The sequence below is a fragment of the Frankia sp. Hr75.2 genome, assembly GCF_949319125.1.
GTDB classification, from domain to species: Bacteria; Actinomycetota; Actinomycetes; order Frankiales; family Frankiaceae; genus Parafrankia; species Parafrankia soli.
Map to the genome: position 1 here is coordinate 1 of NZ_CASGGV010000333.1, position 23,819 is coordinate 23,819.

The 23,819-nt window shown below is 74.7% G+C and carries 18 protein-coding genes; 9 read left to right on the plus strand and 9 right to left on the minus strand.

The window, feature by feature from the left end; translation table 11 throughout:
- A partial coding sequence (locus AC559T_RS32130) for a TCP-1/cpn60 chaperonin family protein (protein WP_498871073.1) occupies positions 1 to 313 on the plus strand: 313 nt, incomplete at its 5' end.
- Positions 314 to 1,037: 724 nt separating this feature from the next.
- Entirely contained in the window at positions 1,038 to 1,631 is a 594-nt protein-coding gene (locus AC559T_RS32135) for a Uma2 family endonuclease (RefSeq protein WP_012157618.1), read from the plus strand.
- A gap of 40 nt (positions 1,632 to 1,671) precedes the next feature.
- On the opposite strand, the gene AC559T_RS32140 is transcribed toward AC559T_RS32135, so the two are convergent.
- From AC559T_RS32140 to AC559T_RS32170, 7 genes are all read right to left on the minus strand, one after another.
- Positions 1,672 to 3,309 carry a DNA repair helicase XPB gene (locus AC559T_RS32140; RefSeq protein ID WP_112109129.1) on the minus strand — a complete coding sequence of 546 codons (1,638 nt, stop codon included), beginning with the start codon at positions 3,307 to 3,309 and terminating at the stop codon, positions 1,672 to 1,674.
- Positions 3,310 to 3,459: 150 nt separating this feature from the next.
- On the minus strand, positions 3,460 to 6,084 hold the full coding sequence (locus tag AC559T_RS32145; protein ID WP_131626138.1) for a helicase C-terminal domain-containing protein: 2,625 nt from the start codon (positions 6,082 to 6,084) through the stop codon (positions 3,460 to 3,462).
- 143 nt (positions 6,085 to 6,227) lie between these two features.
- Positions 6,228 to 6,638, minus strand: coding sequence for a hypothetical protein (locus AC559T_RS32150; RefSeq protein ID WP_112105143.1), 411 nt, complete (start codon positions 6,636 to 6,638; stop codon positions 6,228 to 6,230).
- Positions 6,639 to 7,727: 1,089 nt separating this feature from the next.
- Positions 7,728 to 8,165, minus strand: coding sequence for a DUF3180 domain-containing protein (locus AC559T_RS32155; protein ID WP_071063927.1), 438 nt, complete (start codon positions 8,163 to 8,165; stop codon positions 7,728 to 7,730).
- Positions 8,162 to 9,175 carry a 2-amino-4-hydroxy-6-hydroxymethyldihydropteridine diphosphokinase gene (folK, locus tag AC559T_RS32160; protein ID WP_498871074.1) on the minus strand — a complete coding sequence of 338 codons (1,014 nt, stop codon included), beginning with the start codon at positions 9,173 to 9,175 and terminating at the stop codon, positions 8,162 to 8,164. Before folK ends, AC559T_RS32155 begins: the two co-directional genes overlap by 4 nt.
- Entirely contained in the window at positions 9,172 to 10,086 is a 915-nt protein-coding gene (gene folP, locus AC559T_RS32165; protein ID WP_071064015.1) for a dihydropteroate synthase, read from the minus strand. Before folP ends, folK begins: the two co-directional genes overlap by 4 nt.
- Positions 10,083 to 11,072, minus strand: a complete 990-nt coding sequence (locus tag AC559T_RS32170; protein WP_498871075.1) for a GNAT family N-acetyltransferase — start codon at positions 11,070 to 11,072, stop codon at positions 10,083 to 10,085. Before AC559T_RS32170 ends, folP begins: the two co-directional genes overlap by 4 nt.
- A 1,023-nt stretch (positions 11,073 to 12,095) precedes the next feature.
- Between AC559T_RS32170 and AC559T_RS32175 the strand changes: the two genes are divergently transcribed.
- The 4 genes from AC559T_RS32175 (at position 12,096) to AC559T_RS32190 (ending at position 18,270) form a co-directional block, all read left to right on the plus strand.
- Positions 12,096 to 13,448 (plus strand): NsdA family TPR-like regulatory protein, encoded by a 1,353-nt coding sequence (locus tag AC559T_RS32175; RefSeq protein ID WP_498871076.1) that lies wholly within the window; start codon positions 12,096 to 12,098, stop codon positions 13,446 to 13,448.
- A 43-nt stretch (positions 13,449 to 13,491) separates the two neighbouring features.
- Positions 13,492 to 14,433: a phosphotransferase gene (locus AC559T_RS32180; RefSeq protein WP_498871077.1), complete on the plus strand. Its 942-nt coding sequence runs from the start codon at positions 13,492 to 13,494 to the stop codon at positions 14,431 to 14,433.
- Positions 14,434 to 14,571: 138 nt separating this feature from the next.
- On the plus strand, positions 14,572 to 15,363 hold the full coding sequence (gene larB / locus AC559T_RS32185; RefSeq protein ID WP_498871078.1) for a nickel pincer cofactor biosynthesis protein LarB: 792 nt from the start codon (positions 14,572 to 14,574) through the stop codon (positions 15,361 to 15,363).
- Positions 15,364 to 15,915: 552 nt separating this feature from the next.
- Entirely contained in the window at positions 15,916 to 18,270 is a 2,355-nt protein-coding gene (locus AC559T_RS32190) for a MinD/ParA family ATP-binding protein (RefSeq protein ID WP_498871079.1), read from the plus strand.
- A gap of 121 nt (positions 18,271 to 18,391) precedes the next feature.
- On the opposite strand, the gene AC559T_RS32195 is transcribed toward AC559T_RS32190, so the two are convergent.
- Together AC559T_RS32195 and AC559T_RS32200 are read right to left on the minus strand one after the other, a co-directional pair.
- Positions 18,392 to 19,570 carry a geranylgeranyl reductase family protein gene (locus tag AC559T_RS32195; RefSeq protein ID WP_498871080.1) on the minus strand — a complete coding sequence of 393 codons (1,179 nt, stop codon included), beginning with the start codon at positions 19,568 to 19,570 and terminating at the stop codon, positions 18,392 to 18,394.
- Between the two features lie 7 nt (positions 19,571 to 19,577).
- Positions 19,578 to 20,603, minus strand: coding sequence for a DUF5926 family protein (locus AC559T_RS32200; RefSeq protein WP_071063939.1), 1,026 nt, complete (start codon positions 20,601 to 20,603; stop codon positions 19,578 to 19,580).
- Between the two features lie 586 nt (positions 20,604 to 21,189).
- Here AC559T_RS32200 and AC559T_RS32205 point away from each other — a divergent pair.
- The 3 genes from AC559T_RS32205 (at position 21,190) to purQ (ending at position 23,806) form a co-directional block, all read left to right on the plus strand.
- A complete protein-coding gene (locus AC559T_RS32205; RefSeq protein WP_498871081.1) occupies positions 21,190 to 22,149 on the plus strand; it encodes an NAD(P)/FAD-dependent oxidoreductase in 960 nt (319 codons plus the stop codon).
- 99 nt (positions 22,150 to 22,248) lie between these two features.
- Entirely contained in the window at positions 22,249 to 22,953 is a 705-nt protein-coding gene (locus tag AC559T_RS32210) for an ATP-binding protein (RefSeq protein ID WP_498871082.1), read from the plus strand.
- A 133-nt stretch (positions 22,954 to 23,086) separates the two neighbouring features.
- Positions 23,087 to 23,806 carry a phosphoribosylformylglycinamidine synthase subunit PurQ gene (gene purQ, locus AC559T_RS32215; RefSeq protein ID WP_112109381.1) on the plus strand — a complete coding sequence of 240 codons (720 nt, stop codon included), beginning with the start codon at positions 23,087 to 23,089 and terminating at the stop codon, positions 23,804 to 23,806.
- The last annotated feature ends 13 nt before the right edge of the window (positions 23,807 to 23,819 follow it).

Sequence of the window (23,819 nt, forward strand, 5' to 3'; positions counted from 1 at the left end):
TGCGAACATCGTCCGTCTCGCCCTGGAGGCGCCGATCAAGCAGATCGCGTTCAACAGCGGTCTCGAGGGCGGCGTCGTGGTCGAGAAGGTGCGCAACCTCCCGACCGGGCACGGCCTGAACGCGGCGACCGGCGAGTACGTCGACATGGTCGCCACCGGGATCATCGACCCGGCGAAGGTCACCCGCTCGGCGCTGCAGAACGCCGCGTCGATCGCCGGCCTCTTCCTCACCACCGAGGCCGTCATCGCGGACAAGCCGGAGAAGGACAAGGCCCCGGCCATGCCGGGCGGCGGCGGCGAGATGGACTTCTGAGTCCTCTCCCCCACGCTCTCTGGCGAGCACAGAAGGGCGGTTCCGGCCATGGCCGGGGCCGCCCTTCGGCGTTTCCGGGCAGCCCGGGGCCTCTTCCGCCGGCAGCCCGGAAGCTCGAGCGGGGACGGTGGTCCGGGGGCGTGGTAGTCGGTCACCCAGCCGCCGGGTGGGAGGTGCCACGGCGGCGGGTGACCGCCCGCGGGATGCGCCGATTGGGGACGGAGCCGGCGCGGTCAGTTCCCGCGGTGCGAGGCGTCCCCCACGGAATCTCCCTCCAGCCGCTCCCAGGCGGCCGGAGAAGGGATACCGCAAAGAGTCGCCCCGGTCGGTCCCGGGCCGGATGAGCCAGCCCTGATCGACTGGACGTGAAGTTACCAGGGAGTAATTAGATCAACAAGAGGTCGGCGCTTCACCAGGACATAGATCACGGGTATGAAATCGACCTTTCTGGACTTAGGCCCCGTTATCGGACCGTTTCTCCCACACCGAAGGAGCCAGTGCGGCAAGCACCATCGGGTGCTCGGCGGTCCGAAGCGCCCGGCCCGGACGACCCGGACAATCCGTGGGCGTCCCAACCTCGCCGCGCGGCCGCAAGTCCGTCCACGGAGGATCATCGGGGGAGCACTGGCAGACGACAACCGGACGGCTGCGCCCCGGCGCGCCGACGTGCGTCATCGGCGGGTCGACACCCACACCTTCGACAGCGGACGGAGCAACAGGCACGATGAGCACTGTGGTTCAGGCTCCCACCCCACTGCGATCCCACCGCCCGACCCTTACGCTGCCGGCCCCACCGGTGTCCGTCGCGGATCTCGACGCGACGGCCCTGGAGGACGCGCGCGTCGAGGTGCTCGACGGGCTGTGTGTCACCCGCCCCTGGCCGACTCCGCTGCGGGCCCGGGTCACCGATCGGCTGCGGGCGCTGCTCGCCCAGGCGGCGACCTCGGGCGCACAGGTGTTCACCGGCGTCCAGGTCGAGCTGTCGCCCCGGTGCCTGCTCGTGCCGGACGTGGCCGTGGTCGCGGTCGGCGACCCCGACCGGCGGCGGATCACCGAGACGCCGTTCGGCGTGGTCGAGGTCGCCGACGCCAGCACCCGCCGCTACGACCGCACGCTGAAGCTCGACGTGTACCGGGAGCACGGGGTCCCCGTGTGCTGGCTCGTCGACCCGGATTCGGCGACGATCGAGGCGTTCGAGCTGGTCGGCCGCGACTACGTGCCGGCCGGCATCGTGTGCGGCGACGAGGAGCTCAGCGTCCTGCGGCCGTTCCCGGTGACGGTGACCCCGGCCGAGCTCATCGACCCGCCCGACGACTGACCATCCCGGCCGTCAGGCCACGTCGGTCGGCCGACGTGGGTCAGGCCACGTCGTCGGCGTCGACGATGGTGTAGGCGTAGCCCTGCTCGGCCAGGAAGCGCTGACGGTGCGCGGCGTACTCCTGGTCGAGGGTGTCCCGGGAGACCACGGTGTAGAAGTGCGCGGAGCGGCCGTCCGCCTTGGGCCGCAGCACCCGGCCGAGGCGCTGGGCCTCCTCCTGGCGGGAACCGAAGGTGCCGCTGACCTGGATGGCCACCCCGGCCTCCGGCAGGTCGATGGAGACGTTGGCGACCTTCGACACGACCAGCGTCGTGATCTCGCCGGTCCGGAAGGCCTCGAAGAGCCGCTCGCGTTCCTTGTTGCGAGTGGAGCCCTGGATCACCGGCGCGTCGAGCAGGCGCCCCAGCTCGTCGAGCTGGTCCAGGTAGGCGCCGATGACCAGCACCCGGTCGTCGGCGTGGCGCTCGACGAGCCGGCGCACGACCAGGCTCTTGCTGTGCGCGGTGGAGCAGACCTTGTACCGCTCCTCCGGCTCGGCGACGGCGTAGGTCATCCGCTCGTCGTCGGTGAGGGTGACCCGGACCTCCGTGCACTCCGCCGGCGCGATCCAGCCCTGGGCCTCGATATCGCGCCACGGAGCGTCGTAGCGCTTCGGCCCGATGAGGGAGAACACGTCCCCCTCGCGGCCGTCCTCGCGGATGAGCGTGGCGGTCAGCCCCAGGCGACGGCGGGACTGGATGTCCGCCGTCATCCGGAAGACCGGGGCGGGCAGCAGGTGGACCTCGTCATAGACGATCAGGCCCCAGTCACGCGCGCCGAACAGCTCCAGGTGCAGGTACTCGCCCTTCCGGCGGGCCGTCATCACCTGGTACGTGGCGATGGTGACGGGACGGATCTCCTTACGCTCGCCGGAGTACTCACCGATCTCGTCCTCGGTCAGCGTGGTCCGCCGCAGCAGCTCGGTGCGCCACTGCCGACCGGCGACGGTGTTGGTGACCAGGATCAGCGTGGTCGCGCCGGCGCGGGCCATCGCCGCGGCGCCGACGACCGTCTTGCCCGCGCCGCTGGGAAGGACCACGACACCGGAGCCGCCCTCCCAGAAGCCGGCCACCGCGCCCTTCTGGTAGTCCCGCAGGGACCACCCCTCCTCGCGCAGCACGATCTCGTGCTTCTCGCCGTCGACGTAGCCGGCGAGATCCTCGGCGGGCCAGCCGACCTTGAGCAGCGCCTGCTTGAGCCGGCCGCGCTCGGACGGGTGCACGATCACGGTGTCGTCGTCGACCCGGGCGCCGAGCATCGGGGCGACCCGCTTGGACCTGGTCACCTCGGTGAGGACGGCCCTGTCCAGCGCGCGCATCACCAGGCCGTGCACGGGGTCGTTCTCCAGCCGGAGGCGCCCGTAACGGTCCATCGTGTCGGCGACGTCGACCAGCAGCGCGTTCGGGACGGCGTACCTCGAGTAGCGGACGAGGGCGTCGACGACCTGCTCGGCGTCGTGCCCGGCCGCGCGGGCGTTCCACAGCGCGAGCGGCGTCACCCGGTAGGTGTGCACGTGCTCGGGCGAGCGCTCCAGCTCCGCGAACGGCGCGATCGACGCCCGTGCCTCCGGGGCGAGCGGGTGATCGACCTCCAGCAGGAGGGTCTTGTCCGACTGGACGATCAGGGGACCATCCGGCAAGCCGCCACCGCCTTCCGCGTGTTCCGCGCCACCGCGCCCGTCGGTACGACCGGCACCCGTCGATACAACCGGCGGCGGCAGGTACCCTCCGCCAGCCCGCCGCGCAGTCACCACGGGCCCGCCACCAGCGTACGGGTACGACCCGACCGGTCAGCGCGGGCCGGGCAGGTCGTCGGCCGCCGGCGGAACCACCCAGTCGCCGACGTCGGGCACCGGCGGGCCGCCGAACGGGTCGTCGATGTCGGCCACCCCGGTCACCCGGTGCAGGGCGAAGCGGCGGGGAGCCTCGCTGCGCTCGTCCCACGCGGTGAGCCAACCGCCCTCCAGCAGCGTCGGGCGCACGACCCGGTCGCTGGGAGTCCCCTGCTGGTTGACATAGCCGAGCAGGACGCGCCGGCGGTCCCGGACCGCGCCCTGCAGCATCACCAGGATCACCGGGGCGGAGCGTGCGAGCCCGAGCTGCGCCCCCGCGGCGTCCTGAGCCGCCCGCGCGGCGCGGGTGCTGTCGTCGCCCCGGCGCACCAGACGGACGACGTCGCGCAGCTGGTTCGACCTGGTCGGGACGGACTCCGCGGCGGGCGGGCGGGCGCGGGCGGGGGTGCGGTACGCCTCCGGGCGGGCCAGCACAATGCGCCCGTCCGGGGCCTCCGCCACCGGGGCGAAACCGGCCGCGCGCAGTCCTTCCAGCAGGTCGGACACCGGCAGGGAGGAGATGACGATCGTCGGGGCCACCCGGCGCATCGCGAGGGCCTGGGTGCGCCGGGACGCGACGACCTCGGTGAGCAGCGCGGTGTCGTCGCAGCGCAGGTAGGAGGCGGCCGGCCCGGACCGCAGCCGTCCGTGCCGGCGGGCCGTGTCGTCGATCAGGTAGGTCAGCGACTGCGGGACGCCGCCACGGGCGAGGTGGCCCAGCAGGTCGTGGAGGTCGTCGGCGGAGCTGCCGGCGTCCATCGCGCGCCGCAGCGAGCTCTCGGTGAAGCGGTACACGGTGGCCGCGCCCGCGGACTCGATGTCGGCCATCCGGGACAGTTCGGCGGCGACCCGCGGCACGAGCGGGCCGGGGGCGACGGCCGTCAGGTCGGTCTGGATGAGCAGTTCCTCGACGGGTTCGGGCAGCAGCGGGGCCATCGCGTCGGCGAGCAGGCGACACAGCCCCTCGTCGGCCGCCGGGGACCTGCCGGAGCCACGCCCCGGGTCGTCGGCCTCGGCGGCGGCGAGCCGGCGCGCGACGAGCCGCCCGAGGGTGCTGGGCGCGCCACGCCCGGTGAACCCGACCACCTCGGCCTCGGTGAGCGTCCCGCCGATCATCCCGTCGAGCAGCGGGCCCGTCCGGCGCGGGGAACGCCAGGCCAGGCGGGCGCGCACCGACTCGGGGGTGGGCGCGACGCCCTCCGCCGCGGCGGCGACGGCGCGCAGCACATCGGCGCGCAGGTCCGGGGCGCCGGGACGGCGGGCGTCGAGGGACATCGCGGCGATCTGCCGGCCGCGCTCGTCGCGCCCGCCGACCAGCCAGGCCGCCGACGGCGAGCGCAGCCACCCTTCGGCGAGGACGGCCCACCGCATGGCCACCGTCTCGGTGCACCACCGGTCGTAGACGTTGGTCGGCACGAACTGGACGTCGGTGCCGGGTGTCAGGTCGACCAGCCCGGCCGCGGCCGCCGCCTCGATGACGACGGCCGCCTCGGTCTCGGGGACGTCCATCAGCCGGGCGCTGTTCTTGAGGTCGCGCACGCTGAGCCCGCCGGTGCGCAGCGGGGTGACCGGGGTGCTCCCCCAGGCGGTGAGCAGCGTGGTGACCGCGCGGACCAGCGCGTCGGCGGCCAGCGCGGCGGCCGGGTCGACGGCGCCCGCCCCCACCTCGCGGCCGGTGACCTCAGGCGGCTCGGGATGCAGCGGCCCGGCCTGGTCGGCGCCGCGCAGCACCAGGCCGACCTCCCTGGGCAGCTCGACGGTGCCCGGCTCGATGCCGATGAGCAGCCCGCGGGCCAGCAGCTCCTCGACGGGGCTGCGGGCGGAGGACACACTCAGCAGACGTTCGGCGTCGCTGGTGGCACCCAGCGCCGGGCCGGCAGCGAGCCGTTCGGCCAGCCGCCGCGCCCGCGCCGAGCACCCGTCGAGCAGGGCGGCGACGCGGTGGGGGTCCGCGAAGGCGGCCGACACCATCTCGATCATGCTCTCGCGCCGGACGGGATGGCTGCCGGCACCAAGGTGGAATTCGGAGTCGAGATCGAGATCGGAGTCGTCCGAGTCGCCGAGGCCACCCGAGCTGGCGGACAACCCGTCGGACACCGCGTCGGGCAGCCCCACGGCCGCCGCCAGCCGGGCGAGCTGCGCCTGCCGGTAGCCGGCCAGGCACGCCCGCACCGGCCGCCCCAACCCGAGCGGACGCTCACCCAGCAGGTCGAAGGCGACGCCGACCAGGCGCAACGCCTCGTCCGGGCCCCAGACGACGAGTCGCTCCCGCAGGCTCTCGAGGGCGGCACGCAGGTCGAGCCCGCCGCAGAAGGCGGTCAGCTCGGCCACGGAGACCGGGCTCGGCAGCAGCGTCAGCGCCTGGACGACCTCGAGGGTGAAGGTGTCCAGCCGCTCCAGCGCCCGGCTCACGCTGCCGCGGATCTCCAGCCGCGCCGCGAGGATGTCGAAGTCCGGCGGGGGCGGGGTGGCGAGATCGGGCCGGAGTCTGAACAGCCGGACCAGGGTGTCGTCCGGCAGGGCGCGCAGCCAGTGGGCGAGCGTTCCGGGCGGGCCCGGGACCCGGCCTGTCGACGGGGACATCCTGATGACGGTAGCCGCCTCGCCGGACGGGGTGTAAGCGCGGACCTGCCCGGAGGCCGCCTGCCCGGAGCCTGGCGTGCCGACGGTTTCCCACAGCTCAGCGGCACTGTCGGTTGGATCGAGGGGGTCCGTTCGCGGATCGGTCACCGGAGGCGGTCGACCTGGTCCACGACGACCGAGAGGTGGTTGTCGCGGGCCCAGTCCGCCATGCGGGACAGGCTGCCCTGATCTCCGGGCAGCGCCAGCACACGGCCCACCGAGACACCGATGACGATCATCGCGCCGACCAGGACAATCTTGACCAGCGTCAGCACGGGGTTCCGGCGGCGCCGGGGGGCGGGCACGTCCGCCTCGTCGGGGTCGTGGTCGAACCGACGGGGCAGCTCGTGCAGCTCACCCGGCCGGCGGTAGCCCTCGTCCGGCACCCCGCGGTACCCCGCGCCCGGTACGGAGTACCCGTCGGGGAGATGGTCGGCGACCCGCTCCTGGTAGCCCGTGGTGCTGACGGGCTCCAGCCCGGCCGCCCTCCGCGGCGCCGGCCCGGCCGCTCTCACGGGCGCCGGCCCGGCCGCTCTCACGGGCGCCGGCCCGGCCGCTCTCACGGGCGCCGGCCCGGCCGCTCTCACGGGCGCTGGTCCAGCCGCTCTCACGGGCGCTGGTCCAGCCGCTCTCGCGTGCTCCAGCCCGGACGGCCTCGCGGGGCCCGGCGGCCGGCCCACCGACGGCCGCGTCGTGAGCTCGTCATCGTCCACCCCGGACGAGAAGGGCGGCGGCGTCCGGTCACGCCGGGGCCCGGGGGGCTGCGGCCTGACGGAGCGCGGGCCGGCGGGGGCCGACCTTACCGGGCCGTCCGTAGCCGGCGCGGTCACCATGTCCGCGGGGTCGAATCCGGACGGATCGCCGCCGGTACGACCGGCTCCCGGAGAGCCGTAAACCGGCGGACCATAACCGACCGGACCGTGGCTTGGCGGGCCATCAGCCGGTGGGCCGTAACCCGGCGGGAAGCCGTCCGGCGAGAAGCGGGAAGAGCTCGGGGCGGCCGGTTGCGGCGGAACGGGCGGGGGTGCCGCGCCCGGGTCTGTTCGCAGGCCGCCGGTGCGCAGGTTCCCGAAGGTCACCAGGCGGGCGCCGGCCTGCCGCGGACGGCCCACCCCGACCGACTGCGTGGGATTACTGACAGCCCCCCCGGAACGGCCCGCCCCAGGCCGCGGATCGTCCTCGAAGGGGACGTGGTCCGTGCCGCCACCTGCACCAGCCCGGCCCGCACCGGGCTCGGCGGGAGAACCCCGGCCTTGAGCGACCACGCCCGCACCTTCCCGTCAGACGCCCCCCGACCTGGTCGATCCGTTCAACCTCGGCCGTGCCACGCCCACCACGCGAACCCGACAACGTAGCCACGACGACGAGACCGACGATGACGGCGACATCCACAACCATGACACTCAGGACAGGTTCTGCCGCACCCTGGGCAAGTCGAGCTACGCACGCCGTTGGTCGAGGTAGATCCGAGCAACCTCATCCCAGAGTAGCCCGGCCAATCACGCAATGGACAAGCGCCCAGGCAACAGCGAGTTACGGCCGGCGAAACCGGCGACGGAACCCGGCAGGGTCACCGCCGAAGTGAGCCGAAGTGAGTTGTCCGCTCAGTGGTCGCGGATTCGGCAGACGCGCTCGAGGACGAGCCCACCAGCCAGCAGGACCACCGTCGCGCCCAGGCCCAGGCCGGCGGCCAGCGCGTCCCCGCCCGCCGTGCCGAACTCGTCGGTCCGCGGGGCGGTGTAGGCGAGCAGGGCCGTCCACCCGCCGGCCAGCACCGCGGCGACGACCGACGTCGCCTTGGCGAGCGCCGCGAGGCGGGCGACGGTCAGCGGCAGGATCGGGCGGGTGCCCGGCCGGCCGGCGAGGCGGCGGCGGGTCAGCGACGCGGTCTGCAGCTCGATCAGCCCGACCAGCAGTACCGAGACGGACGCCGTCGCCGGCAGCTGCGGGAGCGACTGGTAGCTCCACCACAACAGCGCGTAGACGAGCGCCCCCACCGCCACCGCGATCGCGAGGAGATCACGGATGTGGGTCGGTCTCACCGACCGAGCCCGTGCGCGGTGCGCCGGAGCGCGGCCGCTCCCGGCACCGCTGAGAGGCGCGCGACCAGCTCCGCCACCCGGCCGTGCCCGGGCAGCATCGCGTCCGGTTCGACGTCCAGCCAGGGGACGCAGACGAACAGGCGTTCGTGCGCCCGCGGGTGCGGCAGCAGGATCTCCGGATCGTCGCTGAGGGTGTCGCCGCAGGCGATGATGTCGACGTCCAGCGTGCGGGGGCCCCAGCGGATGGTGCGCTCGCGCGCGGCGGTCCGCTCGGCGGCGCGGGCCGCGGCGAGCAGGTCGTGCGGCGGCGCGGCGCCGACCAGGACGATCGCGTTGAGGTAGTCGTCCTGCTCGGGGCCGCCGACCGGCTCGGTCTCGTACACGGCGGAGACGGCGAGCACGCCCAGCCCGGCGTCCAGGTCGCGGACGGCGCCCCGCAGGTGGGCGAGCCGGTCGCCGATGTTGGAACCGATGGCGACCACCGCGTGCCCCGCACCCGCACTCGCGCCCGCGGCGGACGGCCCGGCGGCCATGGCGACGTCCCGGGAGCGCGTCGCGGCCACCTCCCGGGAAGGGCCCGTGGTCACGGCGGCGTCCCGGGAGCGGGCCACCGTCACGGCGACGTCCGTGAACGCGACGGTGATCGGGGCGGCGGGCTTGTGCACGGTCACCTCGGCGGCGGCCACCCGCGGGTCGGCCGCCAGGCAGGCCCGGACCAGCCGGTGCGCCAGGGTCTCGATCAGCTCGACGGGCTCGCCGGCGACGATGTCGGCGAGGGCCTGCGCCAGCTCGCCGTAGTGCACGGTGAGGGTGAGGTCGTCGGTGGCCGCCGCCGGGCCGGTGTCCAGCCAGAGCGTGGCGTCGACGACGAAGAACTGCCCGAGCTCCCGTTCCGCGGGCAGCACCCCGTGCCGGCCGTGCACGCGCAGGCCGGTCAGGGCGATCCGGTCGAGCCGGGCCGCGTCTGCCGCTGCACCGCCCGCCGGGACACCGCCGGTCGGAGCGGTCATCGGGATGGTCCAGCCGCGGGGGCGCTACCGGACACGGCCGCGCGGGGCCGGCCGGCCCCGGAGGCGCGGGCGGCCTGCTGCCAGGCCCGCACCACGCGGACGGCGTCCACCGCGGGGCGGACCGCGTGCACCCGCACCGCCCAGACCCCGGCGTCCGCCAGCAGAGCGGTCGTGGCCTGGGTGGCGTCGTCGCGCTCGTCCGGCGGGCGGGGCAGCTCGCCCGGGCCGCTCACCGCCGCGCCGAGGAACGACTTGCGCGAGGTGCCGACGAGCAGCGGCCGGCCGAGGGAGGCGACGGCGCCGAGGTTCGCCAGCAGCGCCCAGTTGTGCGCCGGCGTCTTCGCGAACCCGATGCCCGGGTCGATGATCACCTTGTCCTCCGCCACGCCGGCCGCCAGGACGACGTCCAGCCGGGCGGCGAGCTCGCCCACCACGTCGGTCACCACATCGTTGTAGACCGCGTGGGCGGCCATGTCCGTGCTGGACCCGCGGGAGTGCATCAGCACGTAGTGGACGCCGCGGTCGGCGACGATGTGCAGCAGCTCCGCGTTCCGGCCGCAGGAGACGTCGTTGACCAGCAGGGCGCCGGCGTCCACGGCCGCGGAGGCGACCGAGGCGCGGCTCGTGTCCACGCTCACCGGGACGCCGGCCGAGGCGAGCTGGGCCACCACCGGGAGCACCCGGCGCAGCTCCTCGCTGGCCACCACGCGCGGCGCTCCGGGACGGGTCGACTCGCCGCCGACGTCGATGACGTCCGCACCCTGCTCGATCATGAGCTGCGCGGCCCGGACGGCGTCGTGCGGATCCGGGTAGGCGCCGCCGTCGGAGAACGAGTCCGGTGTGACGTTGACGACGCCCATCACCCGGGTCGGGGCGTCCGGGGCGAACAGGTTGTCATGGGGTCCGGTCATCGGCTGGCCGTCCCGCCGCCGGCTCGGCCGGCCGCAGGCCACGCCGATGCCACGTTTTCCGATGCCACGTTCTCCGTCGCCGCGCGGGGCGCCACGGCGCTGCGCTGGAGCCCGGACGGTGCCGGCAGTCGCCGGTAGCTGTACCCGTAGACGGGACGGAACCCGCGTCGGGCGTAGAGCCCGCGCGCCACCACGCTGTGTCGCTCGACCTGGAGGTAGGCGCGCTCGGCCCCCCGCGCCCCGGCCCAGTGCGCGAGCTCGGCGAGCGTGCGGCCGGCGACGCCCACGCCACGGGCGGCCGGGAGGGTGGCCATGCTGTAGATCCCGAGCCAGCTGCCGTCCAGGACCCCGCGCCCGACGCCGACCGGACGGCCGTCGACGAAGACCGTCACGTAGCGCTGGGGCAGCTCCATCGCGCGAACCACCGCGAGCGTGCCGACGCGCTGGCCGGCGAACGTGGCCAGGACGTCCCCCGCCACCGCGAGCCAGCGCTCGTCGGGCAGGTCGGCGGCGGCGGACTCGACGCGGCGGTCGGCGCCCGGCCCGCCCGCCGGCCCGGGGCGGTGCTCCGCGGCGTCCGGTCGGGGCGCGCGCAGGGCGGCCAGGGGAGCGACGCAGACGTCGGTCGGGCCGCCGTCGTCGTAACCCGCGGCGTCCAGCGCGTCGAGCAGGCCGGCGGGCCGGACCACCGGGGTGATCTGGAACGTCGGCGGCAGGCCGGCCGCCGTGTAGAAGGAGTGGACCGCGCGCAGCGCCGCGGCCAGGTCGGGGACGTCGCCGCGGGCCCACACCGAGTTACCCCGGCGGGAGGAGCCCGCAGACTCCCGCAGCACCCACCCGCCGTGGGTCCGCTCGCGCAGCGGCGGCCAGGCGCGGTGTGCGACATCCTCAAGCTCGCGGGCCAGCTCGACGTCCTCCGGGGGCAGCACGCGCTTCGGCGCGACCAGCGCATCGCCACCCGCGACACTCGCCGGATCAGCGGTCACGGGGCCCCCGGACGCGCAGCCACCCCGGCGCGCCCGCCACGCGACGGGTTCTCGTTTCCGGGTGGCCGGAGACACCGGACGGGCACGCCGGCACACCTCGGGGCCACCTCGCGGACACTTCGACCACGAGGATGAGGCTACCGAGCCGGCTCCCCCGAACGGGACCACCGCCGACGCGGACGGCATCATCGGCCCGCCGGCACGCCCCGGCGCCACGATGAGCGGCGACACGGCGACTCCGAGTGGCATCGCGGGGGTCCTGGACGGCACGAACGGCCTGGCAGGCCGCTCGGCCGGTGCCACCGAGCCCGCCCGCCCGCGCGAGGCCACCGGACCACGCGAAGTCGCCGCGCCGGCGGCCGCCGGCGCGGCGCGCGGGTCCGTCCGGAGACGACCGATCGCCATGCGTCCCACCCACACTCAGAAAACGGGAGCTTCGTCACTCCTGGACACGCGCGAGCGGCCGGGGCGCCCAGTGGGCTCCGACCGACCCGACCCAGCGACCGACCGACAGGCCGATCGCGGACGAAGATAAAACGTTATAGATACCCCACAAGGGAAAGAACATCGTGCGGGGGCCGATCCTCAGAGTAGATCCTTCGCCGGAAGCTTCCACGGCGGGCCAGCTCAACTCGCCCCACAAACTCCCATGTTTCGGACATTCCTCACACAAACCGACCAAGCCACATGTCTGTGACGCAAGGTCGTCACTTTCTGACACGCAAGCGCCGTAGCATCGGCATGTGCACCCGACAACCGCACCCGCCGTCCGGCGATGTCATCCGCACGACGCAATCGTTGGACGGCCATCCGCACGAGCATCGGCGTTCGCACGTGATGAGCACCAGCCCGCCGGCCACCCGGCCCCGGTTGATCGCGGCCCCGCACCCAGGACGACGAGCACGATCACCGTGGTCCGTCCGGTGCCCTTGCATCGATGCCTCGCCGCGGTCGGTTTGCTGTCACTAGCTTGACAGTGCAAGGTCACGAACGCCCATCGTGACGCACAGGAGGGATCAGGGCATGCCGCAGTCGGACGGACTCCCACCGCTGGCAGCGCCGGCATTCGACGAGATCTTCATCCCCCCGGCCCGCACTCCCCCGGACGACCGGCCCGAGGACTACCCGGCCGAGCCCCCGCGCCGGCAGGTGCCGGAGGACACGACCGAGCACCCAGAGATCCCCGGGCGCCTCCACGCGGCCGCCCCGCCGCCCCCAACCCCCGCCCCAGCTGGCGATATCCGCTCTGCGGGCGAGGCCTGGTCCGCGGAGGAGATCCGCTCCGCGGGCGAGCGCGAGGTGGCGGGGGCCACCGCTGACCGCAGGCGGTTCCACCGGTGCGCGGGGGCCGCCGTCGTGGGCGCGCTGCTCGCCCAGAGCCAGATCATGGAGGTGGCGGACGTGCTCGCGGCCAGCCCGGTACAGCTCGCCCTCGAGCGCGCGAACGAGGCGCTGGGCGAGCTGGTCAACACCCACGAGGTGGTCCCCCCCGCCCACGTGCGCGCGCGCACGGCCCGGCTCCGGCGCGGCCTGGAGCGGCTCGGCCGCCGGTCCATGGCCACGGAGGACTCCCGCCGGCTGCTCGTGCTCGCCGGCCGGGTCGCGGTGCTCGGCGCCGACGCGGCCTTCAAGCAGGGCGACGTCGCCTCCGCCCGCCAGCTCACCGCCGACGGCTACGCGGCCGGCCTCGAGGCCGGCGACGGCCCGCTGTGCGGCTCCGCGCGCGAGGTCGGGGCCGTCAACGAGTTCTACGGCGGGCGTCCCGGCGAGGCCCTGCGCCTCGCCCGGGACGGCCTGCGGCACGTGGGCTCCGGCCCCGTCCGGGCCCGGCTGGTGTGCCAGGAGGCCCGCGCGCTGGCGGCGATGGGAGACGTCCGCGGCGCGGCCGGCAGCCTCGACCACGCCTACGACCTGGCCGACGCCATCCCGGCGGACCGCTGGGGCCGGCCTGGACCCAGCTTCGACACGTTCCACCCGGTCGAGGTCTCCTACAACGCGACCACCGCGCTCTGCCTGCTCGGCCGGCCGCGTGCCGCCCAGGAGCACGCCGAGCTGGCGCTGCCGAAGCTGGACGCGATGAACGCGCCCGGCTTCCGGTCGGTGATCCGGTTCGACCTCGCCCTGGCGATGGCCCGCCAGGGCCGGCTCGAGCTCGACGGCGTCTGCGAGCTCGCGACCGACGCGATCGGCATCTCCTGGGGGCGCACGGTCGCCTCGGTCTCCAGCCGGGCCGACCAACTGCTCGCCGCCACCACCCCGCACGGCGAGGTGCGCCAGGTCAGGGAGCTGGCCGCACTCGTGCGGGAATGGCAGCGCTCGGCATCGGGCCAGCGCCCTGATCCCGGCGCCGTCCCGGCACCGACACTGGATCTCTAGTACTGGTGCCGGGCGTGGCCGGCCCGCGCTCGGAGGCCGATCCGTGGATCCCGAACCAGGTGTCGCCGGGCGCTTCAGCGCGCAGCGGTCGCGGCGCGCGCTCGGTCGCATCTGTTCGAGCGTCGGCCTGGACGACCGCGACGCCGAGCCGATCAAGCTGACCGTGAACGCGGTGTACCGGCTGCCCCGCGAGGCGGCGGTCGTGCGCATCGCCAGCTCCACCGCGATGAACCACCGGGTCGAGAAGGTCGTGCGGGTCGCGCGCTGGCTCGCCGAGCACGAGATGCCGGCGGTCCGGCTGTTCCCCGGCCTGTCCGCCCCGATCACCGTGGACGGGCACGTCGCCACCGTCTGGGTCGACGCGGCCCCTCCCACCGGCGCGCCCGCGGCTCCCGGCGGGGCCGGTGGAGCCGCTGGCGGCCGGGATCTGGCGGCCATCCTGCGCCGGCTGCACGCCCTGCCACCGCCCGATCCGCCGCTGCCGGTGTGGGACCCGCTCGACGACGTCCGGCGGCGACTCTCCGACGCCGAGGGGCTCGGCGTCGACGACCGGCGGTTCCTGGAGAATCTCGCGCTGCGGGTGGACGAGGCGCTCTCGACCGTGCGGTACGCGTTGCCGCGCACCGTCGTCCACGGGGACGCGCACCTGGGCAACCTCATCCGGTCGGCGACGGGCGAGGTCGTGATCTGCGACTTCGACGCGACCTGCCAGGGGCCGGCGGAGTGGGATCTTGTCCCGGTGGCGGTGGGCGCGCTGCGCTTCGGCCGCCCGCCCACGCCGCAGCTCGAGCTGGCCCGCGCCTACGGATTCGACGTCACCGCCTGGGAGGGGTTCGGGGTGCTGCGCTCCGTGCGCGAGCTGAAGCTGGTGACGAGCGTCGTCCCGATCCTCGCCAGCAGCCCGACGGCCGCGGCCCAGTTCGCGGTCAGGGTGGGCAGCCTCCGCTCGGGCTCCGACCAGACGGTCTGGACCCCTTATCGCTGACGTCAACGCCGGTGCCGGCGCTGGTGGAGGGCCTCGGAAGCGGCAACACGGCGCGGCCGCCCGCGGCCGACCGTCACCCGCAGCGGTCCGCCCCCGGCGGCGGACCGCTGCCCGCCGTTGCCCTGGCAGCATCGGCTCATGGACTCCGAACGCCTCCGGACGCTGCTGAAGGCCGTGTCGAGCGGCCAGGTCGATCCCGAGGATGCCGCCGCGGCGCTGATCGCGGGGCCGCTCGGCGGCGACGGCTCGGGTTTCGCCGACCTCGGCTACGCGCGCGTGGACACCCACCGCGGGATCCGCACCGGTGATCCTGAGGTGGTCTACGGCGCGGGCAAGACCGCGGCGGAGACGGTCGGCATCGTCGAGACGCTCCGCCGGGCCTCGGGAGTCGGGACGCCCACGCTGGTCACCCGGGCCGGAGCGGCCACCCTGGCGGCGCTGCGCGAACGCTGGCCCGACGCGCGGGTCAGCTCCTCGGCCTCGGGCGACGAGCGGCCGGCGACGGTGGTCGTCGGCCCGCTGCCGGAGCCCCGCGGCCGGGTCGTGATCGTCGCCGCCGGCACCTCGGACGCACCCGTCGCCGAGGAGGCCGCCATGACGGCGGAGGCCGCCGGCGCGGGTGTGGAGATGGTCCGCGACGTCGGTGTCGCCGGCCTGCACCGCGTCCTGGCCGCGCGGCCGGTCCTGGACAGCGCCGACTGCCTGGTCGTGATCGCCGGAATGGAGGGCGCCCTGCCGAGCGTGATCGGCGGGCTGGTCGGCGTACCCCTGGTGGCCGTGCCGACCAGCGTCGGGTACGGCGCGAGCTTCGGCGGGCTCGCGGCCCTGCTGGGAATGCTCACCTCCTGCGCACCAGGCATCGCGGTGTGCAACATCGACAACGGGTTCGGCGCGGGCCTGTTCGCCGCCCGGGTCGCCCGCCGGGCCTAGTACCGAGTCGGAACCGACTCGGCGCCACGACCACTCTCGCCTGTTCCTCTCGGCCCGGTGCCGAGCCGAGCCGAGCCGCCGGGCCGGTGCCGAGGCCCAGTGCCGTCGGCAGCCCGCGACGCGGCCCGGACCCGGACCAGGCGGGCGCGGCCCTGGGCAGGCGGGCTACCGCCATCCGACGATGCGTGGCGGCTGGGTGGGTCCTGGCTGTCACTCAACCGCCGCGGTAGCTCGGCACCGTGCGCAGGGACCTGGCCGGCGTGCATATCTATCGCCTCCAGGGCCCCAGGACTCCTGCGCACACCGCCGGCCCGACGACGCGGCCACCAACGGCGAGGCCCTTCGCAAATGCCGACGCACCGCCGGCTCCCGAACGCGACCGTGACAGGCCGTGCCGTCACGACCCTCCGACTCATGTCATCCTGGACCGACTCTCGTCGTTGACGGCCCGAGCGGAGGAGCCGGGCTGGACAGTGTGCCGGGGCAGGGTCGACCGTGTGATTTCGCCGCACGGCGGCCGTTCATCTCAGGCGGGATCATGAGTACTCGATCATGAACAGGACCGACGACATCGGTGGCGGGGACCGCCCGTCGCCTCGGGACGGCATGTCCGTTGTCGAGGTGACCGGCCCGCAGGACGCTCACCGACACGACGCCCACCGGCAGAGCGCTCACCGGCAGGACGCTCACCCGCGGGACGCGGCCGCCTCCTACGGAGGAGCCTCGTCCTACGACGTGTCGGCGATCCACTCACCGCCGCCCGGCAGCGGGCCGTACGACGGCGGACCGCACGACGGAGCGGCCCGGCACAGATCGCCGTACGGCAACCACTCGCGTGACGCCCGGCCGCAGGGGTGGTCCGTTGGTGGTCCGGACGACGCCATCGAGGTCGGAGGCCCGGAAGGCTTCAACGATCCGCCGCCGTGGGCACAGCGCCAGCACCAGACACCGGGCTCGCCGCAACACCAGACACCGGGCCCGCCACCCGCCGTCGATCCCGGGCGACAGATCTGGGCCGGCGACCCGCCGCCGCCCGCGGCGGTGCCCGTCGATCCCTGGCGGGGCGGCGCCGCTCCCGCGCCGTCGTACGGCCGGGAGCGACCCGGATCATGGCAGCAGGCCCGCGGCGACCGCCCGGCGGCGCCCATGCCGCCCGTGCCACCGCCCACCGAGGCCATGCGGCCCCCGCCTCCGCCCACCGAGGCCATGTCGCTCGGGCCGGCGACCGAGGCCATGGCGCTCCCGCCCCCCACGGGAGGACTGCCGCTCGGGTCGCTCCCCGGGCCGCCGGCGCCGGGGATCGACACCTGGCCGTCGATCCGCCCGGCCTTCCGCGACCCGACTCCTCCACCGCCCCCGGCGGAGCAGCCGCCCCGGCCGGGCCACGTGATCGACGGCGTGGCCACCCGGACGTTCGACCCGATCCACGACCGGTTTCCCCCTGCCCCCGGCACCGCTTCCCGACCCGGCCCCACCCCGGTCGAGACGACCGGGGAGTACCGACCGTCCACGCTCTACCCGGCTCCGCCCCCGCCGCCGGGCGCCACCGGGGCCTCGCCGATCCCGCGAACCGACCCGCACACCTCCGGCCGGGTCGCGTCCTGGTTGCGCGATCCGGTGGGGCCACCCGCGCTGCCGCCGGCGCGCCCGCAGTCGGCCCCGCCGGCCGGCCCGGCGGGCACCGGCCCCGGGCTGTACCACGACGACGCCCCGGACCAAGCCGGCCGCGGCTGGGGCCACGGGTTCCACAGCGGCCCGGCCTACGGTGCCGGGATGCCCGGCTCCGAGATCGACAGCGCCGGAATGCGCGGCGTCGACGTGCACAGTGCCGAAATGCACGCTGCCGAGATGCACGGCATCGAGGTGCGCCATGACCCGATGCCTGGTGACCGGGTCGACGCGGACGACGTCCACGACAGGTCCTGGCCGCGGGAGCAGACCTGGCCACCCGACGAGTACGGGCCGCGCGGTGACCCGCGCTACGACGACCCGCGGTCCGGCACGGGGCTGCCCCCCGCCGCCCTGTTGCCGGCGTCGCCGGACACCGCGTCCCGTGGCTGGCGGCGACTGGTCTACCAGGTGTCGGCCGGCGCGCTCAATCCCGGCCCGTCCCCGGACGAGGCCCGCTACCGGCGTCTGCTCGCCCGGATCCGCACCCCCCTCGACGACTGCCACCGCATCGCGGTGCTGTCCCTCAAGGGCGGCGTCGGCAAGACCACGACGACGGTCTCGCTCGGGTCCACCCTGGCCAGCCTGCGCGGCGACCGGGTCGTGGCGATCGACGCGAACCCCGATCGGGGGACGCTCGGCGTCCGGGTCGAGCGGACGACCCGGCACACCGTCCGCGATCTGCTCGCCGACGCCGATCAGCTGCACCGTTACGTGGACGTCCGCCGGTACCTGTCGCAGTCGGCGTCACGGCTGGAGGTGCTCGCCTCCGCCAGCGATCCGGAGATCTCGGACGCCTTCGCCGACGAGGACTACCGGGCGGTCGACGACCTGCTGCAGCGGCATTACTCGATCCTGCTGACCGACTGCGGCACCGGCATGCTGCACAGCGCGATGCACGGGGTGCTGGAGCTCGCCGACACGCTGGTGATCGTGAGCAACGCGAGCGCGGACGGCGGCGCGAGCGCCAGCGGCACCCTGGACTGGCTCGACGCGCACGGCTACAACGACCACGTCAGCGAAGCCGTGACCGTGATCTCGATGTTCCCCCAGCAGGGTGAGACGGTGGACGTCGACGCGCTCGAGGACCACTTCGCGTCACGGACCCGCCAGGTCGTCCGGGTGCCGTTCGACCCGCATCTCGCCAGCGGCGGGCACATCGTCCTCGACGAGCTCCGGCGGGAGACCCGCCGGGCCTACGAGGAGATCGCCGGAGCGGTGGCCGAGCGCTTCGGCTGACCCGCCCGGTGGCGGGCCACCCGGGAGCCGTCCGGAGCGCCGCCGGGTGGGCCACCGTGAGAGCCGCCGGTCAGGCCCGTCGCCGTCGTGACGGGCACCGTGTGGGACGCCCTGCCGGGCGTCAGCGGCCCAGCGCGGTGATGGCGGCGGCCATGCCGGGCCGGCGCAGCTGGCGGGCGATCGTGGAGCGGCCCTCGATGATCCGGCCGAACAGTCCGAACGTGCCCGGTACCCGGGTCATCATCGTGTGCATGAGCGCCGGACGGCGGGTGAACACCGCCAGCACCGACCTGCCCGCGGCGATCTCCGGCCCGAACACGCCCTCGATCCGGGCCGGGTACCGGTCGAGGGCCGTCGGGTCACCGGCCGCGCCGGCGGCGGCGCTGATGCCCGCGAGCCGGCCGGAGCGCAGCGCGAAGGAGATCCCTTCCCTGGTCCACGGGTCGAGCAGGCCCGCCGCGTCGCCGGCGAGAAGCACCCGGCCGCGCCGCAGCGGTGAGCCGGCGGCCCGCACCCGCGTCAGGTGGCCGGAGTCGTGCAGCCGGGGGGCGGCGGTGAGGCCGAGCCGCTCGACGAGCGCGTCGTAGTAGCGGCGCAGTGCGGGCCCGTGCTCCCGGGCGCCGATGACCCCGACCGTGAGCACGTCGCCCTTCGGGAAGACCCACCCGTACGATCCGGGCACCGGGCCCCAGTCGAGCAGCATCCGGCCGGACCACTCGCCGGCCACGGGGGCGGGCACCTCGAACTCGCCCTCGAGGCCGACGTCCACCTGGTCGCAGGTGACGCCGACGTGCGTGCCGGCCCGGCCCGAGGTGCCGTCGGCGCCGACCACCACCCGCGCCCGCACCGCCGGCCCGGACCGCACCTGGACGGCCACCTCACCACGCCCGGGCTCGGCCGTGCCCTCCTCGCGCAGCCCGGTCACGTGCACACCGGTGCGGACCTCCGCACCGGCCGCCTTCGCCGAGTCGAGCAGCGCCGCGTCCAGCTCCGAGCGCATCACCATCGACAGCAGCGGACGGCCGTCCTTGCTGCGCCGGGTGACCGGGTGCCGGCCGTCGAGGGTCATCGTGAGCGCGTCCACCCGCGACCGGACGAGTGGAGCGAGATCGATCCCGGCGTGGTCGACGGACAGGCCGACCAGGCCGCCGCCGCAGGTCTTGTACCGCGGCACGGCCATCCGCTCGAGCACGCACACCCGGGCGCCGGCCTCGGCGGCCGCGCGCGCCGCGCTCGTGCCGGCCGGCCCGGCACCCAGCACGACCACGTCAAAGACCGGCGATGGTGGCTCCGGTGGCACGGCCGTCCTATCGGAGGGTGAGCGTGCGCCCGACCACGCCGGCGCGGACCCGCCGCTCCTGCGCGGTCAGTTCCCGCTGATCGTCGAGGGTCTCGCGCAGCGCCGTCCACAGCTGGGCCGCGGGCTTCTCGCAGGAGTCGGCGTCGGCGCCCGGCGCGAGATCCCACACCGGGACCACAAGACCGTCGGCGCGGAACGACCCGACGAACCGCGAGCCCTCGCCGACGCTGAGGCTGCCGGCGGCGGCGAGACGGGCGAGGGCGTCGAGGAGGGCCTCCTCCGTCCGGTCGGCGTCGAGCGGCAGCACCCAGCGCAGGTGCAGCCGGTCGCCGGGGCTGCACCAGTAGGCGGCCGGGACGGAGGCCAACCGGGTCGTCGGCACGACCGTCGCGTTCGCGCGGTCCAGGGTCGCCACGACGTCGGCGCTCGGCTCGGCGTCCTCCGACGACGGCACCCACCAGGTGAACCCGGGATGCACGGTGATCTCGAGCGGCGCCGGGTCGAGCAGGTCGGCGAGGCGGGGCAGGTCCGCCAGGCCCCCGGGCAGCCGCTCCACCGCCTGCGGCGCGGACACCGGCCCGCCGTCCACCACCGTGCCGGGCTTCGCCTCGAGCGCGGCGATCAGCGCGCCGGCGACGTCCGCCGAGGCGTCGAGACCGCCGACGAGGGTCTGCATCGCCAGCAGGATCTCGCCGTCGTCACGGACCACCGCGGGCGCGGCCTGCGGCAGCAGCGTGCCCAGGATGATCCGCCGGTCCGCGTGGCCGGGATGGGCGGCCAGGTGCTCCGCCGACAGGGTCAGGGGCGCGGTCGCGCTGGGAACGAACTCGCGCAGCGCGACCAGGTCCGGCTCGTCCGCGCGGCCCGCGAACGGGCGCAGCACCGGGGCCGCCCGGCGGCGCTCCCCATGGCAGGCCTTGTACCGGCGGCCGGAGCCGCACGGGCAGGGCTGGCGGGGGCCGACCGCCGGTACGTCAGCGAGAGCGGTGGCGGTGGCGGATCCGGGACGGCTGGGTGTCGTTCGGCGGGCGATCGCGAGCCTCCGGGGTCGGGCCCGAGGCGCCGAGCGCCGTGCGGGGCGGGTCGATGACGATGTCGGTGCGTTTGCCTGGTGCGTTTGCCTGCACCTGGCGCTTGCGCCTGGTGCGTGTGTGCTGGTGCGTGTGTCGGCGCGAGCGCCGGCGCGGCCGGCGGCGAGGATCGCCGACGGTTATTCGTGCGGTAAGGCTAGGGCATGCACGGCCGGTGTCACGTTCGACATGCGCCGCCGGTGCGCGACTCCCACCCAGCAGCCATCACCGGCGACATTCCGTGTGCGTGCCGACGCGTTCACGCAGACAGGCCCGCTGCGCTGACGTTCCACCCGAACGGCATCAATCCAGGTATTCAACTGGTCGCTTTAGGTGACCAACATGGGGGTTCAACCCCTACTCCTCCGAGTTAACCCTCTCCGACCTGGGAGTTTTCCCTTCGATCAGCATGCGTGGAGGTGGTTGCGAGGTCTCGGGCCGGCCCGGTGAGGGCACGATGGAGGCACAGGCCCTCCAACGCGGATCGCCGGACCGGACGACCAGCGTCCATATGAGGCACACAGGCGAACCACACAGGGCGGTTGACGGGTGGCGAAGGTCATCGTTGCAGGTGGCGGGATCGCGGGTGTCGCGTGCGCGCGCGAGCTGCGGGCGCGGGGCATCAGTGTCGAGGTGCGCGACCGCGGCCGGGTGATCGGCGGCCGGATGGCCTCGCGCTGGATCGACGGCCGGATCGTCGACGCCGGGGCGTCGTACTTCACCACGCGCAGCCCCGAGTTCATCGAGGTCGTCGACGATTGGCTCATCCGTGGTCTCGTCCGCCCCTGGACGCACCGCTTCCCGGTGATCGACGGCCCGTCGGCGACGCTGTCCGAGCCGGTGCCGGGCCCGCTGCGGTACGCCGCCCCGCACGGCATCCGCTCGCTGGTCGCCGACCTCGCCACCCGCGGCGGCCTGCGGGTCTCGCAGTCGTCCCCGATCGGCATGGTGCGCCCGGGGCCGGTGGTGGACGGTGAACCGGTGGACGCCGTCGTCCTGGCGATGCCCGATCCGCAGGCCCTGCGCCACCTCGACCCCGATCTCGACACGGAGCGCACGGAGCTCGTCGGACGGCGGTGGTCCCCGGCGCTCGCCCTGCTCGCGGGCTGGGAGGCCCGAGGGTGGCCCCCACTGGACGGCGCCTTCGTCCACGGCGACCCGACCCTCGCCTGGATCGCCGACGACGGCCGCCGGCGCGGCGACAACGCGCCCGTTCTGGTGGCGCACTCCACCGCGGAGTTCGCCGCCGGCCGGCTGACGGACCCGCGAGCGGCCGCCGGCGACCTCACCGCGGCCCTCCGCCGGCTCCTCGGCATCCCCACCGACCCGGCCTGGACATACGTCCAACGCTGGACGTTCGCTCGCCCCGAGCAACCACGGGAGCGGACCTACTTCCTCGGCCAGGCTCGGGTGGGGCTGGCCGGCGACGGCTGGGGCGAGCCCCGGGTCGAGTCCGCCTGGCGGTCGGGCACCGAGCTCGCCCGGGCGATCGCCGAGGCCGTCGGGTGATCGCCGAGGAGGTCGGATGATCCCGCGTGAACGCCCGGCCGGGTCGCGCCGGCGGAATGCCTCCGATTGATGTCCGGTAGGCGGGGTACACCGAGCGATATGGAGATCAAACTCAGCCTGTCGCTCCCCCGTGATGAGATCTCCATTCCGATCGTCCGCCGTATTTGCACACAGGCACTGAAGGTTCTCGGCGTTTCACAAGAATGCATCGACGATGTCGAGCTTGCATTGACCGAAGCGTGTGCGAACGTGCTCCTCCACGCCACGGCGGACGACGAGTACGAGGTGTCGGTCGGCGTGGACAACCAGGTCGCGGCGATCGAGGTCGTCGACCACGGCGGGGGCTTCGACGCCCTGGCGGCCTTCGACGGCAGCGGAATCCCTGTCCGGGAGGATGTCGACGTCGCGTTTCACAACGGCGTTGACCCGGATGAGGCGAATCCCGGCGACGCGAATCCGGACGGGGCGGTTTCGCGCACCGGTGCCTGGGTAACGCGCACCAGTCCCGGCCAGCCGCGGCAGGACCAGTCGAATCCCGACCAGCCGTATTCCGACCAGCAGTGGCTCGAACAGGTGCCCACCGACGCCGTCCCGGAACAGGGCCGTGGGATCTTCCTGATGCGCGCGCTCATGGATCACGTGCAGTTCCACACCGTGGACGGACCACACCCGGGCACCCGGGTGCATCTTGAGAAATTGCTTACCTGGGATGAGAGCGCCCCCGGCGCCCAGCTCGGCCAGGTGCGCTCGAGCCGTGGGCCCTGGTCGGGCCAGCCCCGCGACCCCGCCCCGGACGGCGCCTGAGGAGGCACGCTGCCGGTAGGTTGAGACCCCGGCCGCGGCGCGGATCGCGCGGCACCAGGCGCGCGCCACGGCAGATCATCGCGGTGCGTCACCGCGGCTGCCTGGCGGGCGGGTCGAGGACGGTGGTGGGCAGATGGTGGGAGCAGCTGCCGGCGGCGGCGGCGCGGCACGCGCCCCGCGAGTCGGCGTGGTGACCTTCCCGGGTTCGTTGGACGACCGGGACGCCGCGGCGGCCGTGCGCCTCGCCGGCGCCGAGCCGGTGCCGCTCTGGCACGGCGACGACGAGCTGTCCGGGGTGGACGCGGTCGTCCTCCCCGGCGGTTTCTCCTACGGCGACTACCTGCGGGCCGGGGCGATCGCCCGGTTCTCGCCGGTCGTCGGCGCCGTCGTCGAGGCGGCCCGCGCGGGCCTGCCCGTCCTGGGGATCTGCAACGGGTTCCAGGTGCTGTGCGAGGCCGGGCTGCTGCCGGGCGCGCTGACCCGCAACGCGGGGTTGCACTTCGTGTGCCGTGACCAGCGGCTGCGGGTCGCGACCACCAGCACCGCCTGGACCAGCGCCTACTCCCCCGGCGAGGAGATCGTCGTCCCGGTCAAGCACGGCGAGGGCCGCTACGTCGCCGACGCCGCGACCCTGGCCCAGCTCGCCGCGCAGGACAGGGTGGTCGTCCGCTACGTGGGTGGCAACCCGAACGGCTCGGTGGACGACATCGCCGGAGTGTGCAGCGAGAACCGGCGGGTGGTCGGCCTGATGCCACATCCGGAGCACGCCGTCGAGGAGCTCACCGGTCCGGGCACAGACGGCCTGCGGATGTTCACCTCGGTACTCGGCGCGCTGCTCCGCCCCGCCGCCTAGCCCGCCGGCCCCG